This window comes from uncultured Cellulomonas sp. (assembly GCF_947494015.1).
In the GTDB taxonomy this organism is placed as follows: domain Bacteria; phylum Actinomycetota; class Actinomycetes; order Actinomycetales; family Cellulomonadaceae; genus Pengzhenrongella.
In genome coordinates this window covers 28492-50006 of sequence record NZ_CANLTL010000008.1, presented here as the reverse complement: position 1 = coordinate 50006, position 21515 = coordinate 28492, and the positions used below count along the sequence as shown (strand labels likewise).

Genomic DNA, 21515 nt, shown 5'->3' with positions numbered 1-21515 from the left:
CGCGCGATGCCGGCACCGGGCGGTCAGTCGCTGACAGCCCCGGACGCGGCAGCCAGCGCTGACAGCAGTCCCAGCACCACGGCCCAGACGAAGGCTTCCGAGCGCACCACCGCGGCGACACGGCCACGGATGGAACGCCGGACGTCGCTGCTCACGTGAGCACCGTAGGCCGGGCGCGGTGGCGACGGAAGTGGTCGGCGCGCCGCCTGCGGCATGGCCGGATGCCGGTCCCCGCGTGCCGGACGCCCCGATGGCTGCCGCCCATCAGCGCGGCCTGCGGACATGGACCGACACGCACGGCCGGCCGCTGAGCGGCAGTGCGCGGTGCTCAGCCCCGCAGGCTCCATCGCCACGCGTCGGGACCGGCCGCCGGGGTCGCCGGCCGCCCGCGCATCACGCGGGACCGGTCCGACCATGCGCCCCGCGCCGGCTCGGGCTCGGCGTCGTCCGGTGCGGCGACCGCGGCCAGGCCGGCGACCAGGGCCGCGAGCTCGACGTCGTCCGGCGTCCCGCGCACCACGTGGACGTGCGCAGCCTCGCCCTGCGGCTCGAAGGTCACTCGTCCTCCTCCTCGTCGTCGTCGCCGAAGCCCTCGAAGTCCGCGGGCTCACCGCGCGAGGTCGCCCACTCCACGACGTCGAACCCCGCCTCGACGAGCCGCGCGACCAGCTCCTCCCCGCCGCTGTCGATCAGGTCGAGCACCGAGTCCATCGAGTGGTCGCTGGGACCCGTGGGCGGTCCCACCACGAAGCCCAGGTGGAACGCCTCGGCCGCGGTCGGCACGTCGTCGTCGGCGTCGGTCGGGTCCTCGTCGTGGGCGCCCGTGCCGTCCCACGCGAGCGTGGTCAGGTCCGCGTGCATGCCGAGGGTGTCGTGCACGCGGTCGTACAGCTCGGCGTTCAGCGTGCCCAGCCGCCCCTCGAGGGCCAGCACCCGGGGGTCCTCGTCCGCCTCGTGGGCGCCGAACTCCGAGCGGACCCCCACGGCCGTGTCGACGTACTCGTGCAGCGCCGCGGCGAGGCGGTCGACGGCGTCGTGCAGGGCCGTCGCGTCCACCGGCCCGAGCGGGCGGTCGGAGTGCGGCGGGTGGGAGGAGTCGCTCACAGCGGGATGTTCCCGTGCTTCTTGGGCGGCAGGCTCGCGCGCTTGGTGCGCAGCAGGCGCAGGGCCTTGGAGATCTGCAGGCGGGTCTGCGACGGCTCGATCACCGCATCGACGTACCCCCGCTCGGCGGCGTCCCAGGGGTTGACGATCGCCTCCTCGTACTCGCGCGTCAGCCGGGCGCGCTCGGCGTCGACGTCCCCACCCGCGTCGGCGACCTTCTTCAACGCGCCCCGCTGGAGGATGTTGACGGCGCCGCCGGCGCCCATGACGGCGATCTGCGCCGTCGGCCAGGCGAGGTTGACGTCCGCGCCGAGCTGCTTGGAGCCCATGACGATGTACGCGCCGCCGTAGGCCTTGCGGGTGATCACCGTGACCAGCGGGACGGTCGCCTCGGCGTAGGCGTAGATGAGCTTGGCGCCGCGGCGGATGATGCCGTTCCACTCCTGGTCGGTGCCGGGCAGGAAGCCCGGCACGTCGACGAACGTCAGCACCGGGATGTTGAACGCGTCGCAGGTCCGCACGAAGCGGGCGGCCTTCTCGGCGGCGTTGATGTCCAGCGTGCCGGCCATCTGCAGCGGCTGGTTCGCGACCACCCCGACCGGGTGCCCCTCGACGTGCCCGAACCCGATCAGCACGTTGCGGGCGTACAGCGGCTGCACCTCGAGCAGGACGCCGTCGTCCAGCACGTGCTCGACGACGGTGCGCATGTCGTAGGGCTGGTTGTCGGAGTCCGGGACGAGGGAGTCCAGCGCCCCGTCCGCGTCGGTCAGCTCCAGCGGCAGCGGGTCGCCGTGGTGGTACGCCGGGGGGTCGGTGAGGTTGTTGGCCGGCAGGTAGGACAGCAGCTGGCGGACGTAGTCGATCGCGTCGTCCTCGTCAGCGGCGAGGTAGTGCGCGACGCCGGACCGCTCGTTGTGCGTCTGCGCCCCGCCGAGCTCCTCGAAGCCGACCTCCTCGCCGGTGACCGCGCGGATGACGTCCGGACCGGTGATGAACATGTTGGACGTCTTGTCCGCCATGACGATGAAGTCGGTGAGCGCGGGGGAGTACACCGCACCGCCCGCGCTCGGGCCGAGGATGAGCGAGACCTGCGGGATCACGCCGGACGCCGCCACGTTGCGGCGGAAGATCTCGGCGAACTGGGTGAGTCCGGCGACGCCCTCCTGGATCCGGGCACCGCCGCCGTCGGAGATCCCCACCAGCGGGACGCCCGTGCGCAGCGCCAGGTCCATGACCTTGGTGATCTTCTGCCCGTGCACCTCGCCCAGCGACCCGCCGAACACCGTGAAGTCCTGGGAGTACACCGCGACCGGGCGGCCGTCGACCGTCCCGTGCCCGACGACGACGCCGTCGCCGTCGATGCGCTTCTTCTCCAGGCCGAAGTTCACCGACCGGTGCCGGGCGAAGGCGTCGAGCTCGACGAACGAGCCCTCGTCCAGCAGGGCGTCGATGCGCTCGCGGGCCGTCTTCTTGCCGCGGGCGTGCTGCTTCTCGGCGGCCACCGACTCCGGGGCGACCGTGGCCGCGTCGATCCGGGACCGCAGGTCGGCGACCTTGTCCGCGGTCGTGGTGGCCGGCGCCGTCGCCGGGTGCGGGGCGACGTCCGGCGTCGGTCCCGGGGAGGCGCCGGCGGGGGCTGAGGCTGCGTGGGTCACCGGTCGAGACTAGTTCCGCGCACGCCGGACGGTGGCTGGAGGGCGCGGACCGAGTTGCCCGCCGCCGCTCGTGGGGACCCGACAACACCGCGGGGGGTGCGGCGGTCCGCACCCGGTCCGCCCCCGGCCCCACCCGGGCCTGGGCCCGGGCGTCATGATGGCGCCATGACCACCGACGCGCCCGCCACCGACGACGTCCCCGACCCGCGCCGGCCGCTGCGGGTCGACGTCCTGCGCCGCCGCCTGCTCGTGCCGACCGGCCCCGTGGACCGGCTGGAGGTCACCGACCGCACCGGCTCGACCAATACCGACCTGGCCGACGCGGTGCGCGCCGGGGGCGAGGGGTGGGACGGGGTCACGGTCCTGGTCACCGAGCACCAGGTCGACGGCCGCGGCCGGTCCGGGCGCGCCTGGCAGACGCCCGCGGCTGCCGCGCTGACCTTCTCGGTCGCCCTACGACCCACCGCGCCGACCGCGACCTGGGGCTGGCTGCCGTTGCTGGTCGGCCTCGCGGCGGTCACCGCCCTGCGGTCGACGTCGGGCGTGCCGGCGACCCTCAAGTGGCCGAACGACCTCATGGTGGACGTCCCCGGCGCCCCGGACCTCGACGGGTGGGGCACGCAGCGCAAGCTCGGCGGGATCCTGGTCGAGCTCGCGCGCGGCGCGGCGGGGCCGGTCGCCGTGGCGGGTGTCGGGATCAACGTCTCCCAGACCGCCGCCGAGCTGCCCGTGCCCACCGCCCGGTCGCTGCGGGGCGCCGGGGCCCGGGACCTGGACCGCGAGGCACTGCTGGTCACGCTCCTGGAGTCGTTGGGGGCGGTGTGCCGGCGCTGGCAGGACGCGGCCGGCGACGCCGGCCGGGCCGGGCTCGCCGAGGAGGTCGCCGCGGCGTGCAGCACCCTGGGCCGTCCGGTCCGGGTCGAGCTGCCCGGGGGCGGGGTGCTCGCCGGGACGGCCACGGGCCTGGGGCAGGACGGGGCGCTCCTGCTGCGGGACGCCGGCGGCGCGACCCACGCCGTGCGTGCGGGCGACGTCCGGCACGTGCGGGAGGCTCGGTGACCTCCGGTCCGCCCGGCGCTCACCCTGCGCCCACCCGGCGTCGACCCGGTGGCGCCCGGTGCCGACCCGGCCGGGCGGTGCCGCCGCTGACTCGTGAACTAGCCTGACCGGGTGCCAGACGACGCCGCCCAGGACACCGCACAGCCGCGCCCCACGGGTCCGTCGACCGTGCAGGGGCTCGAGGCGTCGCTGCTCGGTGGCGACCGCACGCTGACCCTGCGCGACCTGGTCGACCGGGCGGGACCGGGTGTCCGGCCCGAGGACGTCCAGCTGTTCTGGCGCACGCTCGGGCTGCCGCACGCCGACACCGACGCCCCGCTGTTCACCGAGGACGACGCCGCCGCGGTCCGGCGGATCGCCGACCTCGAGCGGTCCGGCGAGATCGAGCGGCGCACGTCGGTGACCCTGACCCGGGCGCTCGGTCACCAGTGCGAGCGGCTCGTGCTGTGGCAGGTCGAGGCGCTCGTCGAGGACATCGCGCAGCGCCGCGAGCTCGACGACACCAGCGCCCGCCTCGTCGTCCTGGACCGGCTCGCGGACCTCGCGCCGGTGCTCGAGGAGCAGCTCGTGCACTCCTGGCGGCGGCACCTGGCTGCGATCGCCGGGCGGTTCGCGGCCGAGTTCGGGGAGGCCCGCAGCACCGGCGCGACCGACCCGTCGGCGCTGCCGCTGGCCCGCGCAGTGGGCTTCGCGGACATGGTCTCGTTCACCCGCCGGACCGCCGGCCTGGGCTCCACGGACCTGTCCGCCTTCGTCCAGCGCTTCGAGACCGCGGCGCGGGACATCGTCGCCGCCGAGGGGGGCCGGGTGGTCAAGACGATCGGCGACGCCGTGCTCTTCGTGGCCGACGACGTCGTCAGCGGCGCCCGGGTCGCGCTCGGGCTGGCCCGTGAGCTCGGTGGTGACCTCGGTGTGGACGCGGTCCGCGAGCAGGCCGGCCTGGCCGAGGGTGCCCGCGGCGTCACGCCGGTGCGGGTGGGCTTCGTCCAGGGCCGGGTGCTGTCCCGGTTCGGGGACGTCTTCGGGGCCTCGGTCAACGTGGCCGCGCGGCTGACGGACATCGCCCAGCCCAGCACGGTCCTCACCGACGAGGTGACTGCGGGCCTGCTGGCCGGCGACGGGCGGTTCGTGCTGGAGCCGCAGCCCGCGCGCGAGCTGGCGGGCCTGGGGACCATCGCGCCGGTGCTGGTCCGGCACGCCTGACGCGGAGCCCACCGGCCGGAGGTCGGCTCAGGCGAGGTCGACGGGCTCGATGAGCTGGGGCCCGTCGTTGCGGACCGCGTTCACCTGGGTGGAGACGGGCGTCGCCGCGAGCTCCGGGACGGGGGTCGACAGCAGCCGCGCCGCGCCGTCGGCGTCCACGGCCGGGTCCAGCCAGGCGTCCCACGCGTCGGGGAGCAGCATGATCGGCTGCCGGTCGTGGATGTGTCCCATCGCGTCGACCGCGGTGGTGGTGATCACCGTCGTGGTGACCAGCCACCGGTCGGGGTCGTCGTCGGCCTTGGTGGGGTCCTTCCAGAACTCGTAGAGCCCCGCCATGGCCAGCGGTGACCCGTCGACCGCGTGCAGGTAGTACGGCTGCTTGGTCGTGCGCGCCGCGCCCTCGGGGGCCGGCTGCCACTCGTAGTAGCCGTCCGCGGGGATCAGCGCGCGCCGCACCGCCATCGCGCGGGCGAAGGCGGGCTTGCTGGTCACCGTCTCGGCGCGCGCGTTGATCATCCGTGAGCCGATGGACGGGTCCTTCGCCCAGGACGGGACCAGACCCCAGCGCGCGAGCCGCAGGGTGCGCTCGATCGCCCCGGCGGAGCCGTCCTCGAGCCGCTCGGGCCGTTCGACGACCATCCGCACGCCGTCGGTCGGGGCGACGTTCCACGACGGGGGGAGCTCGCGGACGTCGTCGGCCACCGACTCCAGGGCGAAGTGGTCGGCGAGGTCCTGGGCGTCCCGGAAGGAGGCGTAGCGACCGCACATGCGCCCAGCGTGCCACCGGAGGCCCCCGGCCGGCACCGGAGTGGCCAGCCTCACGGTCGTATCGATTCGACCCGATGCCGGACCGGTGGGACGATGGAGCCGATGAGTACCGCCGTCGCCCCCCGCACCGAGTTCCGCCCCGACGCCCGCTACATCCTGCTGCTCGGGACGATGACGGCCCTGCCCGCCGTCGCGACGGACATCTACCTGCCGTCCCTGCCGGAGGTGGCCCGCGACCTGGGCACCACCGCGACCGCGGTGCAGCTGACCATGACCGCGACCCTGATCGGCGGCGCCTTCGGTCAGCTCGTCGTCGGCCCCCTGTCGGACAAGCTCGGCCGACGCGCACCGGTGCTGATCGGCGTGACCCTGCACATCGTCACGTCGCTGCTGTGCGCGGTCGCGCCCGGGATCGGGTCGCTCATCGCGCTGCGGGCGCTGCAGGGCTTCTTCAACGCGTCCGCGACCGTGGTCGCCATGGCGGTCATCCGTGACCGTTTCGTCGGCGCGGACGCCTCCCGCCTGATCTCCCGGCTCATGCTCGTGATCGGCGTCGCGCCGCTGTTCGCACCGTCGGTCGGTGGGCTGATCGCCGGGCAGTTCGGCTGGCGGGCGGTCTTCGTGGCGCTCGCGGTGTACGGCGCCGTGCTGTGGGTGGTGGTGTTCCTGCGTCTGCCCGAGACGCTGCCGCCCGAGCGCCGGCGCACCGGCGGGCTGCGGTCGGCACTGGGCGGCTACCGGTCGCTGCTGCGCGACGGCCACTTCGTCGCCCTCGCGGTGCTGCCGGGGCTCGGGATGGCGGTGCTGTTCGCCTACGTGGTGGGGTCCCCGTTCGTGCTGCGCCAGGAGTACGGGCTCACCGCCCACCAGTTCGCGCTGCTGTTCGCCGTCAACGGCATCGGACTGGTCGCCGGCGCCCAGGTGAACGCGGCCCTGGTCCAGCGCGTGGCGCCCATCCGGATCCTGCGGGTCGCGCTGCCGGCGGTGCTGGTCCTCGCCCTGGTGCTGGTCGCCGTCGTCGCGACCGGGCTCGGCGGCCTCGCCGGGGTGCTGGTGGTCCTGTTCGCGCTGCTGTCGCTGATCAACCTGATCGCGCCGAACGCCTCGGCGCTCGCGCTGAGCCGGCACGGGGAGATGGCCGGCACCGCCGCCGCGTTCATCGGCTGCCTCCAGGCCGGTGTCGCCGGCGGGGTCAGCCCGCTGGTCGGCGTGTTCGGCGGTGACGCCCGCGGCATGTCGGTCGTGATGGCCGGTGCCGCTGCCGTCGCGGTCGCGGTCCTCGCGGTGGCCACCCCCGCCTACCGGCGCGGGGGATGGCACCACAGCGGCCGGCGCTCGGGCGAGCCGGCGCTCGCGCGCGGGTAGTCGGACGGCGTCAGCCGAGGCCGGCGGCGCCGGCCAGCCCGCCGGCCGCGAGCAGCACGAGGGACGCCCACGCGCCGACCACCCACCACGAGGGGGTCTGGTGCGGGCGCCGCTGCGACCCCGGGTGGTGCGTCATGACTCCACCATCGGCCGTCGGGCCGCCGCCGTGGAGACCCGCAGCGGGTGAGACGTGCGGGCAGACGGGTGAAACCGCGGTCAGCCGCCGCTCTGACGCAGCCGCGCGGCGAGGTCGTCGACGGCCCGGGCGAGCTCCTCGAGGCCGGACGCGGCCGCGCCGTCGACCGAGCCCGCGGCCTCGTCCAGGCGGGCGCGCGCGTCGTCCAGCCGGGTGCGGGCGTCGGCGAGGGCCTGCTCCGCCTCGGCGCGTGCGGCCTCCGCATCGGCCGGGGTCGCCTCGTCGAGGGCGCGGGTCGCGTCCTCGAGCGCCTGGGACGAGGAGTCGACGGCGTCCTGCACGGCGCTCCGGGCCTCGGGGGCGACGTCGTCGAGCCAGTCCGCGGCGCCGTCGAGCGCCGACCGGGCCTCCTCCGCGGCGGCGCGGGCCTGGTCGGCGGCCGCGCGGGCGTCGTCGACCGCGGACCCGACGGACTGGCGGACGCCGTCCACGTCGGGGGTGTCGACGGAGCAGCCGGCCAGCACCGTCAGGGCGGCGAGTCCTGCGGCGGCGATGGTGGGCGTCGTGCGGTGGGTGCGCATGGGGTCCTCCCGTCTCGGTCGGACCACCATCATCCCCCCTCGATGCCGGGAGCGGCCGGGTTAGATCCGGTGCGCCAGCGGCGGCGCGGGCGCATCCTCCAGGCGGACGCCGGCGACGGGGGTCCGGGCGTGGCCGCGACGGGCGCGGCGCTCCAGCACCTCCGCGACCAGGCCGGCGAGCACGAGCACGGTCCAGAACACGTCCGCGAGCGAGATGGACTCCATGCCGACAGGTGTACCGAGCCGGGGCGAACGCCCGGTGAACGGGCGTGCGCGGCCGGGTGAAAGCTCTCCACCCGGCCGCTGGGTCCCCGCCTGCGCGCGCCCGTGCCCGCCCGTGCTCGCCCGTGCCGGTCCGTGCCCGCCCGCCCGGGCCTACGCCGCCTACACGCGGACGGAGTCGACCCCGTCGGCCGTCGGACGCCCACCCGTCGACCCCGTCACGGCGTCGCCGCCCGTGGCACCGTCGACGTGCGGGTGCCGCCGCTCCAGGGCCGCGCCCTCGACGTCGACGTCCGGCAGGAGGCGGTCCAGCCAGCGCGGCAGCCACCACGCGCCGTCGCCCACCAGGTGCATGAGCGCCGGGATGAGGAACATCCGGACCACGAACGCGTCGACGAGGACGCCGAAGGCGAGCGCGAACCCGATCGGCCGGATCATCGCCAGGTGCGAGAAGACGAAGCCGCCGAAGACGGCGATCATGATCGTCGCGGCCGCGGTGACGACCGCGCGTCCGGCCCGCACGCCCTGCGCGACGGCGAGCCGCGACGGCGCGCCGTGCGCGTACGCCTCACGCATGCCCGAGCCGAGGAAGAGCATGTAGTCCATCGCGAGGCCGAACAGGATGCCGACGAGGATGGTCGGCAGGAAGTTCAGCACCGGGCCGGGGCTCTCGACGCCGAACACGCCGCCGAACCAGCCCCACTGGTAGATCGCCACCACGCCGCCGAGCGCGGCGAAGAAGGACAGGATGAACCCGAGGGTGGCGACCACCGGCACGAAGACGGACCGGAACACCAGGACGAGGATGATCAGCGACAGGCCGACCACGACGGCCAGGTAGACCGGCAGTGCCGCGGCCAGCTTGTCGGAGATGTCGATGTTTCCGCTGGCCTGCCCGGCGACGCCGATCGGGTACTCGCCCTCGAGCGGCGACAGGTCGCGCAGCCGGTGGACGAGCTGCTCGGTCGACTCGGTGGTCGGGCCCTGCGCCGGCAGCACCTGGAACGCGGCGAGCGTGCGGTCCGGGGACGTGCCGATCGGCGCGACGGCGACGACGTCGTCCTGTGCGAACAGCGCCTCGGCGACCTGCACCTGCAGGTCGAGCGCCTCGTCCTGGGTGGGGTTGCCCGGCAGGTCCGCCACGACGAGCAGGGTGCCGTTCTGGCCCTCGCCGAACTTCTCGGCGATGGTCGAGTACGCGCGGTACTGGGTCGAGGAGTGCGGCTCCGACGAGCCGTCCGGCAGCCCCAGGCGCAGGTCCAGGGCCGGCACGGCGATCACCAGCAGCGCCCCGATGCCGACCAGCACCCGCACGACCGCGCTGCCCGTGGACATCGGGCGCGGGGTGGTGCTCGCCCGCGCGACATGGGCGCCGTGCGCCGAGGTCCCGGCCGCGGCCGGGCCGCCGATCGCGGCCCGCTCGCGGCGGCTGAGGATGCGGGGGCCGACCAGGCGCAGCAGCGCGGGGGTGAAGGTCACGGCGATGAGCACGGCGATCGCGACGCACAGGGCACCGACCGTGCCCATCAGGCCGAGGAACGGGATGCCGGTGATGTTCAGCGCGAGCAGCGCGATCAGCACGGTCGCGCCGGCGAAGACGACGGCGTTGCCGGACGTGCCGTTGGCCAGGGCGATCGACTCCTCGACCTCCAGGCCGGCCTTGAGCTGGCGGCGGTGCCGGTTGACGATGAACAGCGAGTAGTCGATGCCCACGGCCAGGCCGAGCATGACCCCCAGGATCGGCGTCACGGACGCCATCTCGACGACGCCGGACAGCGCCAGCGCACCCAGCGCCCCGATGCCGACGCCGATGACGGCGGTCAGGATGGGCAGGCCCGCGCCGAGCAGGGTGCCGAGCATGACGACCAGGACGACGGCCGCCACGGCCAGCCCGATCAACTCGCCGGCGCCGAGCAGCCCGGAGACGTCGGTGACCAGGTCGGCAGAGAAGTCGACCTGGACCCCGGGGATCGTCTGGCTGCTGAACGCGGCCACGACGGCGTCCTTGGTCTCCTGCTCGATCTCCATCTGCGGCGCGGTGAACGAGATGGTCACCACCGCGGTGCTCCCGTCGGCGGAGACCAGGCGGATCTCGGACGCCATCCGCAGCAGGGCGGCGCCGCGCTCGAGCTGGTCGGCCTGCGCCTGGAGCTGCGCCGTGCCCTCGTCGATGGTGGCCTGCTGCGCGTCGAGCTGGGCCTGCACCTGGGCCAGGGCCCCCGCCTCCTCCGCCTGTGCGCGCGCCGCGTCGAGCTGGGCCTGGCCCGCGGACAGCTCGGCCCGGGCCGCCTGGAGCTGCTCGCGGCCGGACTCGACCTCCTCCTGCTGCGCGGCGCGGTCCGCCTCGGTCGCGAAGGGGTCCACGCCGCCCTCGACACCGTCCACGTCGGTGACGTCGGCGATCAGCGCGCTGATCTCGGCCTGCTGCTCGGCCGTGAACGCGGTGCCGTCCTCGGTGCTGAGCACGACCGTCCCGGTGCCGCCGGACGCCTCGGGCAGCGCGGACCGGAGCTGGTCGGTGACCTGCGTCGTCGGCGTCCCCGGGATGGCGAAACCGCTGGTCAGCGTGCCGGCGCCGACGGCGTAGGCGCCCCCGGCCAGGACGAGGACGGCGATCCAGACGGCGATCACGGTCCGTGCGTGGCGCGCGGACGCGCGTCCGAGGCGGTGGAGGAGCTCAGCCATGGTGGTCCTTCGAGGGTGAGGCGGGATGGTGGTGCGTCGGTGTGCCGGTGGACCGGCGGGTCAGTGGACGGCGCGCAACGAGGGGTCGGCGCCGTACCCGGCTCGGATGGTCGCCAGCAGGCGGTCGAGGAGGGCCGACCAGACCCGGCGCGAGCGCTCGTCGTCGGCCGCCCCGGTCGCCTCCTGCCAGTGCCGGTGGATCACCACCAGGCCACTCATCACGGAGCCGACCAGGAGGTGGACCTGCAACGGGTCGGCGTCGGGGTGCCGGCGCATCACCACGCCGGTGAGCGCCTCGCCGACCTCCGTCGACGCGCGCAGGAGCATGGCCGCAACCCGCGGCGAGGGGCCGTCGTCCCCGCCGAGCACGCGGCTGAGGTACCGCATGGTGGCCACCAGGTCCGTGCTCACCAGTGCCGTGGACAGCTCGTCGACGAGGGTGGTGGCGGGCGCGTCGCCGACGGGCATGGACGCTGCGCGCTGCTCGAGGCTGACGACGATCGCCCCGAGCACGTCGCTGCACACGGCGGTGACGATGTCGTCCATCGAGGGGAAGTGGTTGAAGACGGTCCGCCGGGACACGTCGGCGCGGGCCGCGAGCTCGTCGACCGTGAACCCGGCCCCGCCGGTCTGGTCCATGAGCTCGGCCGCGGCGGCGAGGATCGCCGTGTGGTGGCGCTCGCGCACGGCGGAGCGCCGGTCGCCGGCCCGGGGCGCGAAGGTCATGTACTTACACTAAGTGCATCGGTGCACTGCGTGCACGGATGGTGGCGCGGCTCACGTCGTGGTCGCCCGGGTGGCCGACGGCGCTCGCGGGCCGACGGGCGCTCGAGGGGCGGCTGGGGGAGTCGCGTGGTCGACTGGTCGCCGCCCCGGCGCGGCGCGGCGCCGACGCGTGCCCGGCTCGTGTGCGCCGGCCGACCACCGTGCGGCCCCGTCCCCAGCCCGAGGAGCGGCAGTGTCCCCGAGTCCCGCCGTCACCGACGCCCAGATCGCCCGTGCGCTCGGCGTCTACGCCGGAATGGTCCAGCACGTCCTGACCGACCCGGAGCGCTGGCTCGGTCTGGACGACGACCCGCCGCCCACCGCGGGCTTCCCGGGCCCGGGCGCTGGATGCGCTGCGCGATCGCGCCCTGGGCGACGTCACGCCCGCCTCCCTCCGGTGGGGCGAGGTGCCCGTCCAGCGGCGCGTCGACTGGTGGGTGACCCGGATCGGCGTCAGTGCCGGCCTCGCCGCCGCTGCTCCCCGCCTCGCCGGGGCGCTGTCCGACCGGGTCCCGCTGCAGGCTGCGCTCGGTGCCTCCGCCGCTGGGCTCGCCGTGTGCGCCACGGCGCGGGAGTACGGGCGCACCACGCCCGGGGACTGGGTGCCGTTGCTGGCCCAGGTGCTGTTCGGTCGCGACCTGGACGCGGACGACGCCGCGGTCCCGGCCTCCGACGCCACCGAGCGCGAGCTGACCACGGACGACGGCGAGGACGACCCGCGCGAGGGTGGGCCGGGCGAGGGCGGGGCGGACGAGGGGGAGCCCGACGGGGGCGGGGCGGACGAGGGGGAGCCCGACGGGGGCGACCGTGCCACGCTCGCGGGCGGCGCCCGTCGGGCGGCCCGCACGGTGTGGCGCCTCGCGCGCACGCTGTTCGGGCTGTCCGACCTCTTCGACGAGCGGCCACGGGGCAACCTGCTCACGCGTGCCATCGGCAAGCTCCCGGTGGTCGGGATCGCCGGCGGCTGGCTCGACGAGCGCGCGGGCATCCGCAAGGCGGCCCGCCGCACGGCGACCCTGGTGGGGTAGCGAGCGCCGCCCCTGCGGCGATGGTGCTCGCGTCGCGTCGCGTGTGGGTGGCCGGGGGCATGGTCTGACCGACGGAAGAGTCCCAGGTCGGCCACGGAGGTCACCCATGTCGCAGCATCTGATGTGCACCGACCGTGCGGTGATCGCCGCCTACGGCGTGGCGGAGGACGCCTACGTCACCTGGCTGGACGAGGTCGCCGAGCACGTCCGCAGCCTCGGGGGCGATCCGTCCTCGGTCCGGGCGCTCTACTCCCACGACGGCTACACGACCGTCGAGCCGCCGGCGCTCGATCCGGTGCCGGCGGGATGGTCGGTGCACGGTGCCGGCGGTGCGCTGTGCCCGGTCCCCGGCCCGGACGGTGAGCGGGCACGCGAGTGGCTGTGCGGGTGGGGCACACGTCCGGAGCCCATCCGGGTCCTGGTGGCCCGCGGGCTGCCGGCGACGGCCTTCACCCCCGGTAGGTCCGGCGCACCGGGAGCCTTCAGTCGTCCCGTCGAGCACGTGTTCGACGACGTCGTCGTGGTGACCACCGGGGGCGCGGATCGGTTCGTCGGTCCGGTCGGTCCCCGGTGGAGCCGGATCCCGGGCGCCCTGTTCGACGCCGTCCTGCGCGAGCACGGCGTCCGGCCGGATGTCGCCGCATGACGCGACGTGCCGCGATCGCGGCGGGGGACGTGAGTGGACCTGGGTGCCCGCGAAAGGACTCGAACCTTCGACCTTCTGCTCCGGAGGCAGACGCTCTATCCACTGAGCTACGCGGGCGGGCACCGCATCGCGGCACGGCCCCAGACACTACCGCACCCGGGCGCCGCCCGGTGCGAGGCGGCACGACCACGTCCCGAGCGGGCCCGCCCGGCGTGGCCGCGGTGCACGGCGAGCCCGCGACCAGCGCAGAATGGTCCCTCGTGTCCACGCCCACCCCTCCCGCGCCCTGGCGCGGACGCTGGGTGGTGCTCGCCGGGATCGTGCTCGTCGCGCTCAACCTGCGCATCGCCGTCGCCGCCGTGTCGCCGATCCTCGACGCGGTGCGCGCCGACGTCGACCTGACCGAGACGCTCGCCGGTGTGCTCGGCGCCGTGCCGCTGGCCTCCTTCGCGCTGTTCGGCTCGGTGGCGCCGATCGTCGCCCGGCGGGCCGGGCTGGAGCCCACCCTCGTGGCGGCCATGGCGATGTCCGGGGTGGGTGAGGTCGCCCGCTCGCTGGTGAGCACGCCGACGCCGTTCCTGGGCTGGTCGGTGATCGCGCTCGCGGGCATGGGGATGGGCAACGTGCTGCTCCCGCCGCTGGTCAAGCGCTACTTCCCGGACCGGATCGGCCCGGTGACCGCCGTCTACTCGATGGCCATGGCGGTGAGCACGTCGGTGCCCGCGGTGCTCGCGGCGCCCATCGCCCGGCAGGCGGGGTGGCGGGTGTCCATCGCGACCTGGGCGGTCATCGGCTTCCTCGCCGTGGTCCCGTGGTGCGTGGTCATCGCGCGGTCCAGCGCGGCCCGGGCGAGCCTGCGCGGCATCCTGGCCCGGTCCCCGGCGAGGGGTGCCGGCCCGGCGTCGCGGCACCGCTCCGGCGGGCGGGTGTGGCGGACGTCGCTCGCCTGGGCCATGGCGGTGACGTTCGGGCTGAACTCGCTCAACACCTACGTGATCTTCGCCTGGCTGCCGCAGATGCTGGCCGACGCCGGGCTGGACCCGTCGGTCGGCGGACGCTGGCTCGGCCTGTTCGCGATCCTCGGGCTGCCGCTGTCGTTCGCCGGCCCGATGCTCGCCGCGCGGATGCGCAACCCGTACCCGGTCGTCCTGGTGCTCGCCGGGCTGTTCGTGGCCGGGTACGCCGGCCTGCTGCTCGCGCCGGCGCACGGCACGGCCGCCTGGATGCTCATGCTGGGCCTGGCGCCGGGCACGTTCCCGATGCTGCTCGCGCTGATCAACCTGCGCACGCGCACGTCTGCCGGGGCGACGTCGCTGTCGGGCTTCGTGCAGGGCATCGGGTACACGCTGTCCGTCCCGGGGCCGGTCCTCGCCGGCGTGCTGCACGAGCGCACCGGCTCCTGGACGCCGGTCTTCGGCATCCTCATCGGGACGGTCCTGCTCATGGCGGTGGTCGCGGCCGCCGCCTGCCGGCCGTCGATGCTCGAGGACCGGTGGGGCGCCGTGCCCGACGTCGACCCCCGACCCGGTCGGTAACCTTGAGGCCGTGACCCCTGCCGAGCTCTCCGAGGCTCTCCGCGCTGCCCTGACCGCCGCCGTCGACGACGGCACCTTCGCCCTGGACGCGTCGGCGATCCCCGCCGTCGTGCACGTGGAGCGTCCGCGGCAGCGCGAGCACGGCGACTGGGCCACCAACATCGCGATGCAGCTCGGCAAGCGGGCCGGCACCACCCCGCGCGCGTTCGCCGAGGAGCTCGCGCGTCGCCTGTCCGGCGTCGCGGGCGTCGGTGCGGTCGACGTCGCCGGCCCCGGCTTCCTCAACATCACCCTGGACACCGCCGCCGCCGGTGGGCTGGCCCGCTCCGTCGTCGAGGCCGGGGCCGCCTTCGGCCGCTCGCAGACGCTCGCCGGCCTGCGGATCAACCTTGAGTTCGTCTCGGCGAACCCGACCGGACCCATCCACATCGGCGGGGTGCGCTGGGCCGCCGTCGGCGACTCCCTCGCCCGGGTGCTCGGTGCGGCCGGGGCGGAGGTCACCCGGGAGTACTACTTCAACGACCACGGCTCCCAGATCGACCGGTTCGCGCGGTCGCTGCTCGCCCGGGCCAAGGGCGAGCCGGCTCCCGAGGACGGGTACGGCGGCCAGTACATCTCCGACATCGCCGACGCCGTGCTCGCGAGCCGCCGCGCGGCGGGGGAGCCCGACCCCCTGACGCTGCCCGACGACGACGCCCAGGAGGTCTTCCGCGCGGTCGGCGTCGACCTCATGTTCACCGAGATCAAGGCGAAGCTGCACGACTTCCGGGTCGACTTCGACGTCTACTTCCACGAGGACCACCTGCACGAGTCGGGGGCCGTCGACCGCGCGGTCGCCCGCCTGCGGGACCTGGGCCACATCTTCGAGGCCGACGGCGCCACCTGGCTGCGGACCACGGACTTCGGGGACGACAAGGACCGGGTCATCATCAAGTCCGACGGGCAGGCGGCCTACATCTCCGGCGACCTGGCCTACTACCTCGACAAGCGCGAGCGCGGCTTCGACCGCGTGATCATCATGCTCGGCGCCGACCACCACGGGTACATCGGCCGGATGATGGCCATGTGCGCCGCGTTCGGGGACACGCCCGGCGTGAACCTCGAGATCCTCATCGGGCAGATGGTCAACCTGGTCAAGGACGGCGAGCCGGTCCGCATGTCCAAGCGCGCCGGCACGATCGTCACCATCGACGACCTGGTCGACGCCGTCGGGGTGGACGCCGCCCGGTACGCCCTGGCCCGCTCGGCGGCGAACTCCACCCTCGACATCGACCTGGACCTGCTGACGACGGCGACCAACGAGAACCCGGTGTTCTACGTCCAGTACGCGCACGCCCGGACGGTCAACGTCGCGCGCAACGCCGCCGACTCCGGTGTCCACCGCGGTGACGGGTTCGACCCCGCGCTGCTCGACCACCCCAGCGAGACCGTGCTCCTCGGGTCCCTCGCCGAGTTCCCCCGCGTCGTGGCGCAGGCGGCGGACCTGCGTGAGCCGCACCGGGTCGCCCGGTACCTCGAGGAGCTCGCCTCCAGCTACCACAAGTGGTACGACCAGCGCCGCGTCACCCCGTTCGGCGACGAGGACGTCTCGGACGTCCACCGCACCCGGCTGTGGCTCAACGACGCCACGCGCCAGGTCCTGGCCAACGGGCTGGACCTCCTGGGCGTCAGCGCCCCGGAGCGCATGTGACGCCCGCCGCCGACGTCGGCCGCCAGGACGTGTCCGGCGGCGTCGCGGTCAGCGTGCCGACGGGCGTCGCCCCCGGCCAGGGGGTGGACCTGGACCCGCAGGTGTGGGCGTCCGGTGTGCGCCGCGGGGACGACGGCGCGCTGACCGTGGCCGGCGTCGACGTCCGGGACCTCGCGCGCGAGCACGGGACGCCCGCCTACGTGCTGGACGAGGCGGACTTCCGCACCCGCGCCCGCGCCTACCGCGATGCGTTCACCGCGGCGTTCGAGCCGCTCGACGTCGGCGTGGACGTGTACTACGCCGGCAAGGCGTTCCTGTCGGTCGCCGTGGCGCGATGGGCGCACGAGGAGGGCCTGCGGGTCGACACCGCGACCGGCGGGGAGCTCGCGGTCGCCCTGCGGGCCGGTGTCCCCGGGGCGGACATCGGCCTGCACGGCAACAACAAGTCCGACGCGGAGATCGAGCGGGCGCTCGCGGCCGGCGTGGGACGGCTGATCGTGGACTCCCTCACCGAGGTGGACCGGATCGCCGACGTCGCCGCGCGGACCGGCCTGCGGGCACCGGTCATGGTCCGGGTCACCACCGGCGTGCACGCCGGCGGGCACGAGTACATCTCGACCGCGCACGAGGACCAGAAGTTCGGGCTGTCGGTGGCCGGCGGCCAGGCGATGGCCGCGCTGCGCGCGGTGCTGGACCGTCCCGAGCTCACCCTGCTCGGCATCCACTCCCACATCGGGTCGCAGATCCTGGACCCCGCCGGCTTCGAGGAGGCCGCCCGCACGCTGCTGCGGCTGCGGGCCGACCTGCACGCGGCCAGCGGCTACCTCGCCGACGAGGTCGACCTCGGCGGCGGGTACGGCGTCGCCTACCTGCCGGGGGAGACGGCGCTGGACCCCGCGACGGTGGCCGGCCGGCTGGCCGCGACCGTCGGTGCGGTGTGCGCCGAGCTCGGCACCCCGGTCCCGCGCATCTCGATCGAGCCCGGCCGCGCGATCGTGGGACCCACGACCTTCACGCTCTACACGGCGGGCACCGTCAAGCCGGTGACCGTCGACGGCGACGACGGACCGTTCACGCGCACGTACGTCTCGGTCGACGGCGGCATGAGCGACAACCTGCGGCCCGCGCTGTACGGCGCGCAGTACACCGCCACGGTCGCCTCGCGGGTCGCGTCCGCGCAGACGGCGTGCTCGCGCGTCGTCGGCAAGCACTGCGAGAGCGGCGACATCGTCGTGCACGACGTCGCCCTGCCCGCGGACGTCGCCCCGGGCGACCTCCTGGCGGTGCCGGTCACCGGCGCGTACGGCCGGTCCATGGCGTCCAACTACAACCACCTGCCGCGTCCGCCGGTCCTCGCGGTGCGCGACGGCGTCGTGCGGGTGCTCGTGCGGCGCGAGACCGAGGAGGACCTGCTGGCCCTCGACCAGGGGTGACGCGGGGTCGTGGCTCGGGCTCGTGGCTCGTGGCTCGTCCACAGGTTGGGGCCGGGCGATACGCGTGCCGGCGCTCGTCGCTGGACTTCGAACAGATGTTCGAAACGGCTGGAGTGGTCCGGGTGGCGGGCACCGAGCCGCTTCACGTCGCCGACGCGCGGCCCGTCGAGGGGCCGTTGCAGGCGTCGTCGTCCGCGGACGCCGCACTCGCCCAGGCCGATGCTCTCGGTGCCGCGACCGTGCGGCTGGCCGCACTGGTCACCGAGGCTCGCAGCTGGTCCGAGGCCGATCGACGGACCGTGCTGGGCCGGCTGGATCGGGCGCTGGACCGGCTGGCGGCTGCCCGTGCCACGGTCCTCGTCGCCGAGCGAGAGTGCGGGCGGTCTGGCTGCGTCCGGCCTGGCTGACGCCCCCGAGTCCGACTGCCCGCGGTCTGCCGCGGTGCAGGGGTACCCGCTCGCGACGCTGGCGGACGGGACCCCCGTCCCGGCGAGCGAGGTCGCGGCCGTCATGGGTGACTGCACGATCACCCGGATCGCCGTCGACGCGACCGGTGTCCCGCTGGACGTCGGGCGTACGCAGCGTCTCTTCTCGGGGGAGCAGCGGCGGGCGGTCATCGCGCGTGACCGCGAGTGCGCCTGGCCGGAGTGCCACACGCGCGCTCCGTGGTACCAGATCCACCACATCGACTGGTGGGAACGCGACACCGGGTCGACGAGCGTCGACAACGGCGTCCTGCTGTGCAGCTTCCACCACCACGAGGGCCACCGCCGCGACCTCGCGATCACCCGCTCGGCCTCGCCGCCGCGCGGTGACGAGCCGCGGACCGGTCGCCCGCGGCTTGGGACCCGTGCACCCGCACGCGGCCCGGCGTCCGGAGCCCGTGGTCGCGGCCTCACGTCGGTGACCTGCACCTTCCGTGAACGGTCGAGGCGCGTGCTCGATCGGTCGGGGCCCGTTCTCCCGGGAGTGCAGCCCGTGCCGGCTCGTGCCCCGTGAGCGGGCACGGGGCGCGAGGGGCACCGCCCGCCTGCGCTCGGCGGGGCGCGAGGGGCACCGCCCGCCCGCCGAGCGCAGTCGGCAACGCCCGTCCGCGCGCGGCAACGCCCGTCCGCCGCGCCGAACCGATGGCGGACCACCCGTATGGTGAGACGCCGGGTCGGGGAGTCGGCCAAGCCGGGAGGATCGCCTCGGCGCCGGACGTCCCCGCGGGCGTGCCCGCCGGACGAATTCGACAACGACCGACCACGACCCTGGAGGTGCTTCACCGTGCCAGCCCCGGCTCTGCGCATCGCCCTGCTGGGCTGTGGCGTGGTGGGTACCCAGGTCGCGCGGCTCCTGCGGGAGCAGGCCGAGGACCTCGCCGCCCGCGTAGGCGCCCCGCTGGAGCTGACCGGCATCGCGGTCCGCGACGTCACGGCACCGCGCGACGGCGTCGACCCGGCGCTGCTCACCACGGACGCCGACTCGCTCGTCGAGCAGGCGGACATCGTCGTGGAGGTCATCGGCGGCCTTGAGCCGGCGCGCACCCTGCTGCTGCGGGCGATCGCCGCCGGGGCCTCGGTGGTGACCGCGAACAAGGCGCTGCTCGCCGCGGACGGTCCCACCCTGTACGCCGCGGCGGACGCGGCCGGCGTGGACGTGTACTTCGAGGCGGCCGTGGCCGGCGCCATCCCGATCGTCCGGCCGGTGCGGGAGTCCCTCGCCGGCGACCGCGTGCAGCGCATCGTCGGGATCGTCAACGGCACCACCAACTACGTGCTCGACCAGATGGCCACGGGCGGGCTCGACCTCGCCGCCGCGGTGCGGCAGGCGCAGGAGCTGGGCTACGCCGAGGCGGACCCGACGGCCGACGTCGAGGGCTTCGACGCCGCCGCCAAGGCCGCGATCCTCGCCTCGCTCGCCTTCCACATCCGCGTCCCGCTCGAGGACGTGCACCGCGAGGGCATCACGGCCGTCACCGCCGACGACGTCGCCTGGGCGGCCAGCACCGGCCACGTCGTCAAGCTGCTCGCGATCGCCGAGCGCACCGACGACGGCGTCTCGGTGCGCGTGCACCCCGCGCTGGTGCCCGTCGAGCACCCGCTGGCCGGGGTGCGCGGGGCGTTCAACGCGGTGTTCGTCCAGGCCGAGTCCGCCGGTGAGCTCATGTTCTACGGCCGCGGTGCGGGTGGGACGCCCACGGCCTCCGCGGTGCTCGGCGACGTCGTGTCGGCCGCCCGCAACCGCGTGCTGGGTGGCCGGGGACCGGTGGAGTCGAGCTACGCGGACCTGCCCGTGCTGCCTGCCTCAGCGGCCCTGACCCGCTACAGCGTGCGGATCGACGTCGTCGACCGGCCGGGCGTGCTCGCCCAGGTGGCGGCCGCGCTGGCCGACCACGGGGTGTCGATCGAGGCCGTCCGGCAGTCGCAGGCCGCGGGCGGCGCGACCACGAGCGGCGTCGCCCACCTGATCATCACCACGCACTCGGCGACCGACGCCGCGCTCGCCGCCACGGTGCAGGCCGTCGCCGAGCTCGACGCGGTCCTGGCCGTGCGCTCCGTCCTACGAGTCGAGGGAAGCTGATGGCCCACCAGTGGCGCGGCGTCATCGCCGAGTACGCCGACCGACTGCCTGCGCACCTGACCGACACGGTCATCACGCTGGGGGAGGGCGGCACGCCGCTCGTCCCGGCGCGCGCGCTGTCCGAGCGGACCGGCGCCGACGTCCATCTCAAGGTCGAGGGCATGAACCCGACCGGGTCGTTCAAGGACCGCGGCATGACCACCGCGATCTCCGCCGCGGCGGGCCGCGGCGCCCGGGTGGTGGTGTGCGCGTCGACCGGGAACACCTCGGCGTCCGCGGCGGCCTACGCGACCGCGGCCGGCATGCTGTGCGCCGTCCTGGTCCCGGACGGCAAGATCGCGATGGGCAAGCTCAGCCAGGCCGTCGCGCACGGTGCCCGCCTGCTCCAGGTGGACGGCAACTTCGACGACTGCCTCGTGGCTGCCCGCAAGCTCGCCGACGCGTACGGCGTCGAGCTCGTCAACTCGGTCAACCCCGACCGCATCGAGGGCCAGAAGACCGGTGCGTTCGAGGTGGTCGACGCCCTCGGTGACGCCCCGGACGTGCACGTGCTGCCGGTCGGCAACGCGGGCAACATCACCGCGTACTGGAAGGGCTACACCGAGTACGCGGCCGACGGTCCGGCCACCCGGGCCCCCACCATGTGGGGCTTCCAGGCCGCCGGCGCCGCGCCGATCGTGGCCGGGCACCCGGTGACCCACCCCGAGACGATCGCGACGGCCATCCGGATCGGCAACCCCGCGTCGTGGAAGCAGGCCGAGACGGCGCGCGACACCTCCGGCGGGCTCATCGAGGCGGTCACCGACGACCAGATCCTCGCCGCGCACCGGGTGCTGTCCAACGAGTGCGGCGTGTTCGTCGAGCCCGCGTCCGCCGCGGGCGTCGCCGGCATCCTCATGCTGGCCGAGCAGGGCCGGGTGCCGGCCGGTGCGCGGATCGTCGTCACGGTGACCGGGCACGGTCTGAAGGACCCGCAGTGGGCCCTGCGCACGGCCGACGGCGGCGAGATCGTCCCCGTGCGGGTGAGCCCGGACGTGGTGTCGATCGCCGACGCCCTCGACCTGTCCTGACCCGT

22 protein-coding genes and 1 tRNA gene are annotated in these 21515 nt (G+C 75.0%); 12 read left to right on the top strand and 11 right to left on the bottom strand.

All coding sequences use genetic code 11. The features are described from left to right. Nucleotides 1-23 precede the first annotated feature (23 nt). The 4 genes from Q0840_RS10555 to Q0840_RS10540 all read right to left on the bottom strand — a co-directional run bounded on the left by Q0840_RS10555 (nt 24) and on the right by Q0840_RS10540 (nt 2648). Nucleotides 24-155, bottom strand: a complete 132-nt coding sequence (locus tag Q0840_RS10555) for a hypothetical protein (RefSeq protein WP_298459431.1) — start codon at nt 153-155, stop codon at nt 24-26. A gap of 173 nt (nt 156-328) precedes the next feature. Next, on the bottom strand, nt 329-559 hold the full coding sequence (locus tag Q0840_RS10550) for an acyl-CoA carboxylase epsilon subunit (protein ID WP_298459430.1): 231 nt from the start codon (nt 557-559) through the stop codon (nt 329-331). Then, nucleotides 556-1104: a hypothetical protein gene (locus Q0840_RS10545; RefSeq protein WP_298459429.1), complete on the bottom strand. Its 549-nt coding sequence runs from the start codon at nt 1102-1104 to the stop codon at nt 556-558. The genes Q0840_RS10550 and Q0840_RS10545 overlap by 4 nt, the downstream gene beginning before the upstream one ends. Further along, nucleotides 1101-2648 carry an acyl-CoA carboxylase subunit beta gene (locus Q0840_RS10540; RefSeq protein ID WP_298459566.1) on the bottom strand — a complete coding sequence of 516 codons (1548 nt, stop codon included), beginning with the start codon at nt 2646-2648 and terminating at the stop codon, nt 1101-1103. Before Q0840_RS10540 ends, Q0840_RS10545 begins: the two co-directional genes overlap by 4 nt. 276 nt (nt 2649-2924) lie before the next feature. Here Q0840_RS10540 and Q0840_RS10535 point away from each other — a divergent pair, with 276 nt between their 5' ends. Both Q0840_RS10535 and Q0840_RS10530 read left to right on the top strand, forming a co-directional pair. Then, nucleotides 2925-3818 carry a biotin--[acetyl-CoA-carboxylase] ligase gene (locus tag Q0840_RS10535; RefSeq protein ID WP_298459428.1) on the top strand — a complete coding sequence of 298 codons (894 nt, stop codon included), beginning with the start codon at nt 2925-2927 and terminating at the stop codon, nt 3816-3818. A 111-nt stretch (nt 3819-3929) separates the two neighbouring features. Beyond that, nucleotides 3930-5021: an adenylate/guanylate cyclase domain-containing protein gene (locus tag Q0840_RS10530; RefSeq protein ID WP_298459427.1), complete on the top strand. Its 1092-nt coding sequence runs from the start codon at nt 3930-3932 to the stop codon at nt 5019-5021. Between the two features lie 27 nt (nt 5022-5048). Here Q0840_RS10530 and Q0840_RS10525 read toward each other — a convergent pair whose 3' ends face one another. Continuing rightward, a complete protein-coding gene (locus Q0840_RS10525) occupies nt 5049-5789 on the bottom strand; it encodes an SOS response-associated peptidase (protein ID WP_298459426.1) in 741 nt (246 codons plus the stop codon). Between the two features lie 102 nt (nt 5790-5891). Between Q0840_RS10525 and Q0840_RS10520 the strand changes: the two genes are divergently transcribed. Next, a complete protein-coding gene (locus Q0840_RS10520; protein ID WP_298459425.1) occupies nt 5892-7154 on the top strand; it encodes a multidrug effflux MFS transporter in 1263 nt (420 codons plus the stop codon). Nucleotides 7155-7164: 10 nt separating this feature from the next. On the opposite strand, the gene Q0840_RS10515 is transcribed toward Q0840_RS10520, so the two are convergent. The 5 genes from Q0840_RS10515 to Q0840_RS10495 all read right to left on the bottom strand — a co-directional run bounded on the left by Q0840_RS10515 (nt 7165) and on the right by Q0840_RS10495 (nt 11504). Then, complete coding sequence (locus Q0840_RS10515) at nt 7165-7290, bottom strand: molybdopterin oxidoreductase (RefSeq protein ID WP_298459424.1); 126 nt, start codon at nt 7288-7290, stop codon at nt 7165-7167. Nucleotides 7291-7370: 80 nt separating this feature from the next. Then, complete coding sequence (locus Q0840_RS10510; protein WP_298459423.1) at nt 7371-7871, bottom strand: hypothetical protein; 501 nt, start codon at nt 7869-7871, stop codon at nt 7371-7373. Between the two features lie 60 nt (nt 7872-7931). Further along, nucleotides 7932-8096 carry a hypothetical protein gene (locus Q0840_RS10505; RefSeq protein ID WP_298459422.1) on the bottom strand — a complete coding sequence of 55 codons (165 nt, stop codon included), beginning with the start codon at nt 8094-8096 and terminating at the stop codon, nt 7932-7934. Nucleotides 8097-8255: 159 nt separating this feature from the next. Next, nucleotides 8256-10778 (bottom strand): MMPL family transporter, encoded by a 2523-nt coding sequence (locus Q0840_RS10500; RefSeq protein WP_298459421.1) that lies wholly within the window; start codon nt 10776-10778, stop codon nt 8256-8258. A 60-nt stretch (nt 10779-10838) separates the two neighbouring features. After that, complete coding sequence (locus tag Q0840_RS10495) at nt 10839-11504, bottom strand: TetR/AcrR family transcriptional regulator (RefSeq protein ID WP_298459419.1); 666 nt, start codon at nt 11502-11504, stop codon at nt 10839-10841. A gap of 446 nt (nt 11505-11950) precedes the next feature. Between Q0840_RS10495 and Q0840_RS10490 the strand changes: the two genes are divergently transcribed. Both Q0840_RS10490 and Q0840_RS10485 read left to right on the top strand, forming a co-directional pair. Beyond that, nucleotides 11951-12571 (top strand): hypothetical protein, encoded by a 621-nt coding sequence (locus Q0840_RS10490; protein WP_298459417.1) that lies wholly within the window; start codon nt 11951-11953, stop codon nt 12569-12571. Nucleotides 12572-12677: 106 nt separating this feature from the next. Then, entirely contained in the window at nt 12678-13217 is a 540-nt protein-coding gene (locus Q0840_RS10485; protein WP_298459416.1) for a hypothetical protein, read from the top strand. A gap of 44 nt (nt 13218-13261) precedes the next feature. Here Q0840_RS10485 and Q0840_RS10480 read toward each other — a convergent pair. After that, a tRNA-Arg gene (locus Q0840_RS10480) sits at nt 13262-13334 on the bottom strand. Nucleotides 13335-13477: 143 nt separating this feature from the next. Between Q0840_RS10480 and Q0840_RS10475 the strand changes: the two genes are divergently transcribed. The 7 genes from Q0840_RS10475 (at nt 13478) to thrC (ending at nt 21510) form a co-directional block, all read left to right on the top strand. After that, on the top strand, nt 13478-14752 hold the full coding sequence (locus Q0840_RS10475; RefSeq protein WP_298459415.1) for a CynX/NimT family MFS transporter: 1275 nt from the start codon (nt 13478-13480) through the stop codon (nt 14750-14752). Nucleotides 14753-14762: 10 nt separating this feature from the next. Continuing rightward, a complete protein-coding gene (argS, locus tag Q0840_RS10470; RefSeq protein ID WP_298459413.1) occupies nt 14763-16442 on the top strand; it encodes an arginine--tRNA ligase in 1680 nt (559 codons plus the stop codon). Between the two features lie 89 nt (nt 16443-16531). Continuing rightward, nucleotides 16532-17875: a diaminopimelate decarboxylase gene (gene lysA / locus Q0840_RS10465; protein WP_298459565.1), complete on the top strand. Its 1344-nt coding sequence runs from the start codon at nt 16532-16534 to the stop codon at nt 17873-17875. Nucleotides 17876-17970: 95 nt separating this feature from the next. Continuing rightward, nucleotides 17971-18282, top strand: coding sequence for a hypothetical protein (locus Q0840_RS10460; RefSeq protein WP_298459411.1), 312 nt, complete (start codon nt 17971-17973; stop codon nt 18280-18282). Nucleotides 18283-18316: 34 nt separating this feature from the next. Next, nucleotides 18317-18874: an HNH endonuclease signature motif containing protein gene (locus tag Q0840_RS10455; protein WP_298459409.1), complete on the top strand. Its 558-nt coding sequence runs from the start codon at nt 18317-18319 to the stop codon at nt 18872-18874. A 270-nt stretch (nt 18875-19144) separates the two neighbouring features. Beyond that, complete coding sequence (locus Q0840_RS10450; protein ID WP_298459407.1) at nt 19145-20440, top strand: homoserine dehydrogenase; 1296 nt, start codon at nt 19145-19147, stop codon at nt 20438-20440. Beyond that, nucleotides 20440-21510, top strand: a complete 1071-nt coding sequence (gene thrC, locus Q0840_RS10445; protein WP_298459405.1) for a threonine synthase — start codon at nt 20440-20442, stop codon at nt 21508-21510. Before Q0840_RS10450 ends, thrC begins: the two co-directional genes overlap by 1 nt. The last annotated feature ends 5 nt before the right edge of the window (nt 21511-21515 follow it).

Excerpts from the sequence above, each read along its gene's own strand:
- Q0840_RS10525 (WP_298459426.1), bottom strand. The coding sequence starts at position 5,789 with ATGTGCGGTCGCTACGCCTCCTTCCGGGACGCCCAGGACCTCGCCGAC.
- Q0840_RS10460 (WP_298459411.1), top strand. The coding sequence starts at position 17,971 with ATGTTCGAAACGGCTGGAGTGGTCCGGGTGGCGGGCACCGAGCCGCTT.
- Q0840_RS10520 (WP_298459425.1), top strand. The coding sequence starts at position 5,892 with ATGAGTACCGCCGTCGCCCCCCGCACCGAGTTCCGCCCCGACGCCCGC.
- thrC (WP_298459405.1), top strand. The coding sequence starts at position 20,440 with ATGGCCCACCAGTGGCGCGGCGTCATCGCCGAGTACGCCGACCGACTG.
- Q0840_RS10505 (WP_298459422.1), bottom strand. The coding sequence starts at position 8,096 with ATGGAGTCCATCTCGCTCGCGGACGTGTTCTGGACCGTGCTCGTGCTC.
- Q0840_RS10515 (WP_298459424.1), bottom strand. The coding sequence starts at position 7,290 with ATGACGCACCACCCGGGGTCGCAGCGGCGCCCGCACCAGACCCCCTCG.
- Q0840_RS10510 (WP_298459423.1), bottom strand. The coding sequence starts at position 7,871 with ATGCGCACCCACCGCACGACGCCCACCATCGCCGCCGCAGGACTCGCC.
- Q0840_RS10500 (WP_298459421.1), bottom strand. The coding sequence starts at position 10,778 with ATGGCTGAGCTCCTCCACCGCCTCGGACGCGCGTCCGCGCGCCACGCA.
- Q0840_RS10495 (WP_298459419.1), bottom strand. The coding sequence starts at position 11,504 with ATGACCTTCGCGCCCCGGGCCGGCGACCGGCGCTCCGCCGTGCGCGAG.
- Q0840_RS10485 (WP_298459416.1), top strand. The coding sequence starts at position 12,678 with ATGTCGCAGCATCTGATGTGCACCGACCGTGCGGTGATCGCCGCCTAC.
- Q0840_RS10535 (WP_298459428.1), top strand. The coding sequence starts at position 2,925 with ATGACCACCGACGCGCCCGCCACCGACGACGTCCCCGACCCGCGCCGG.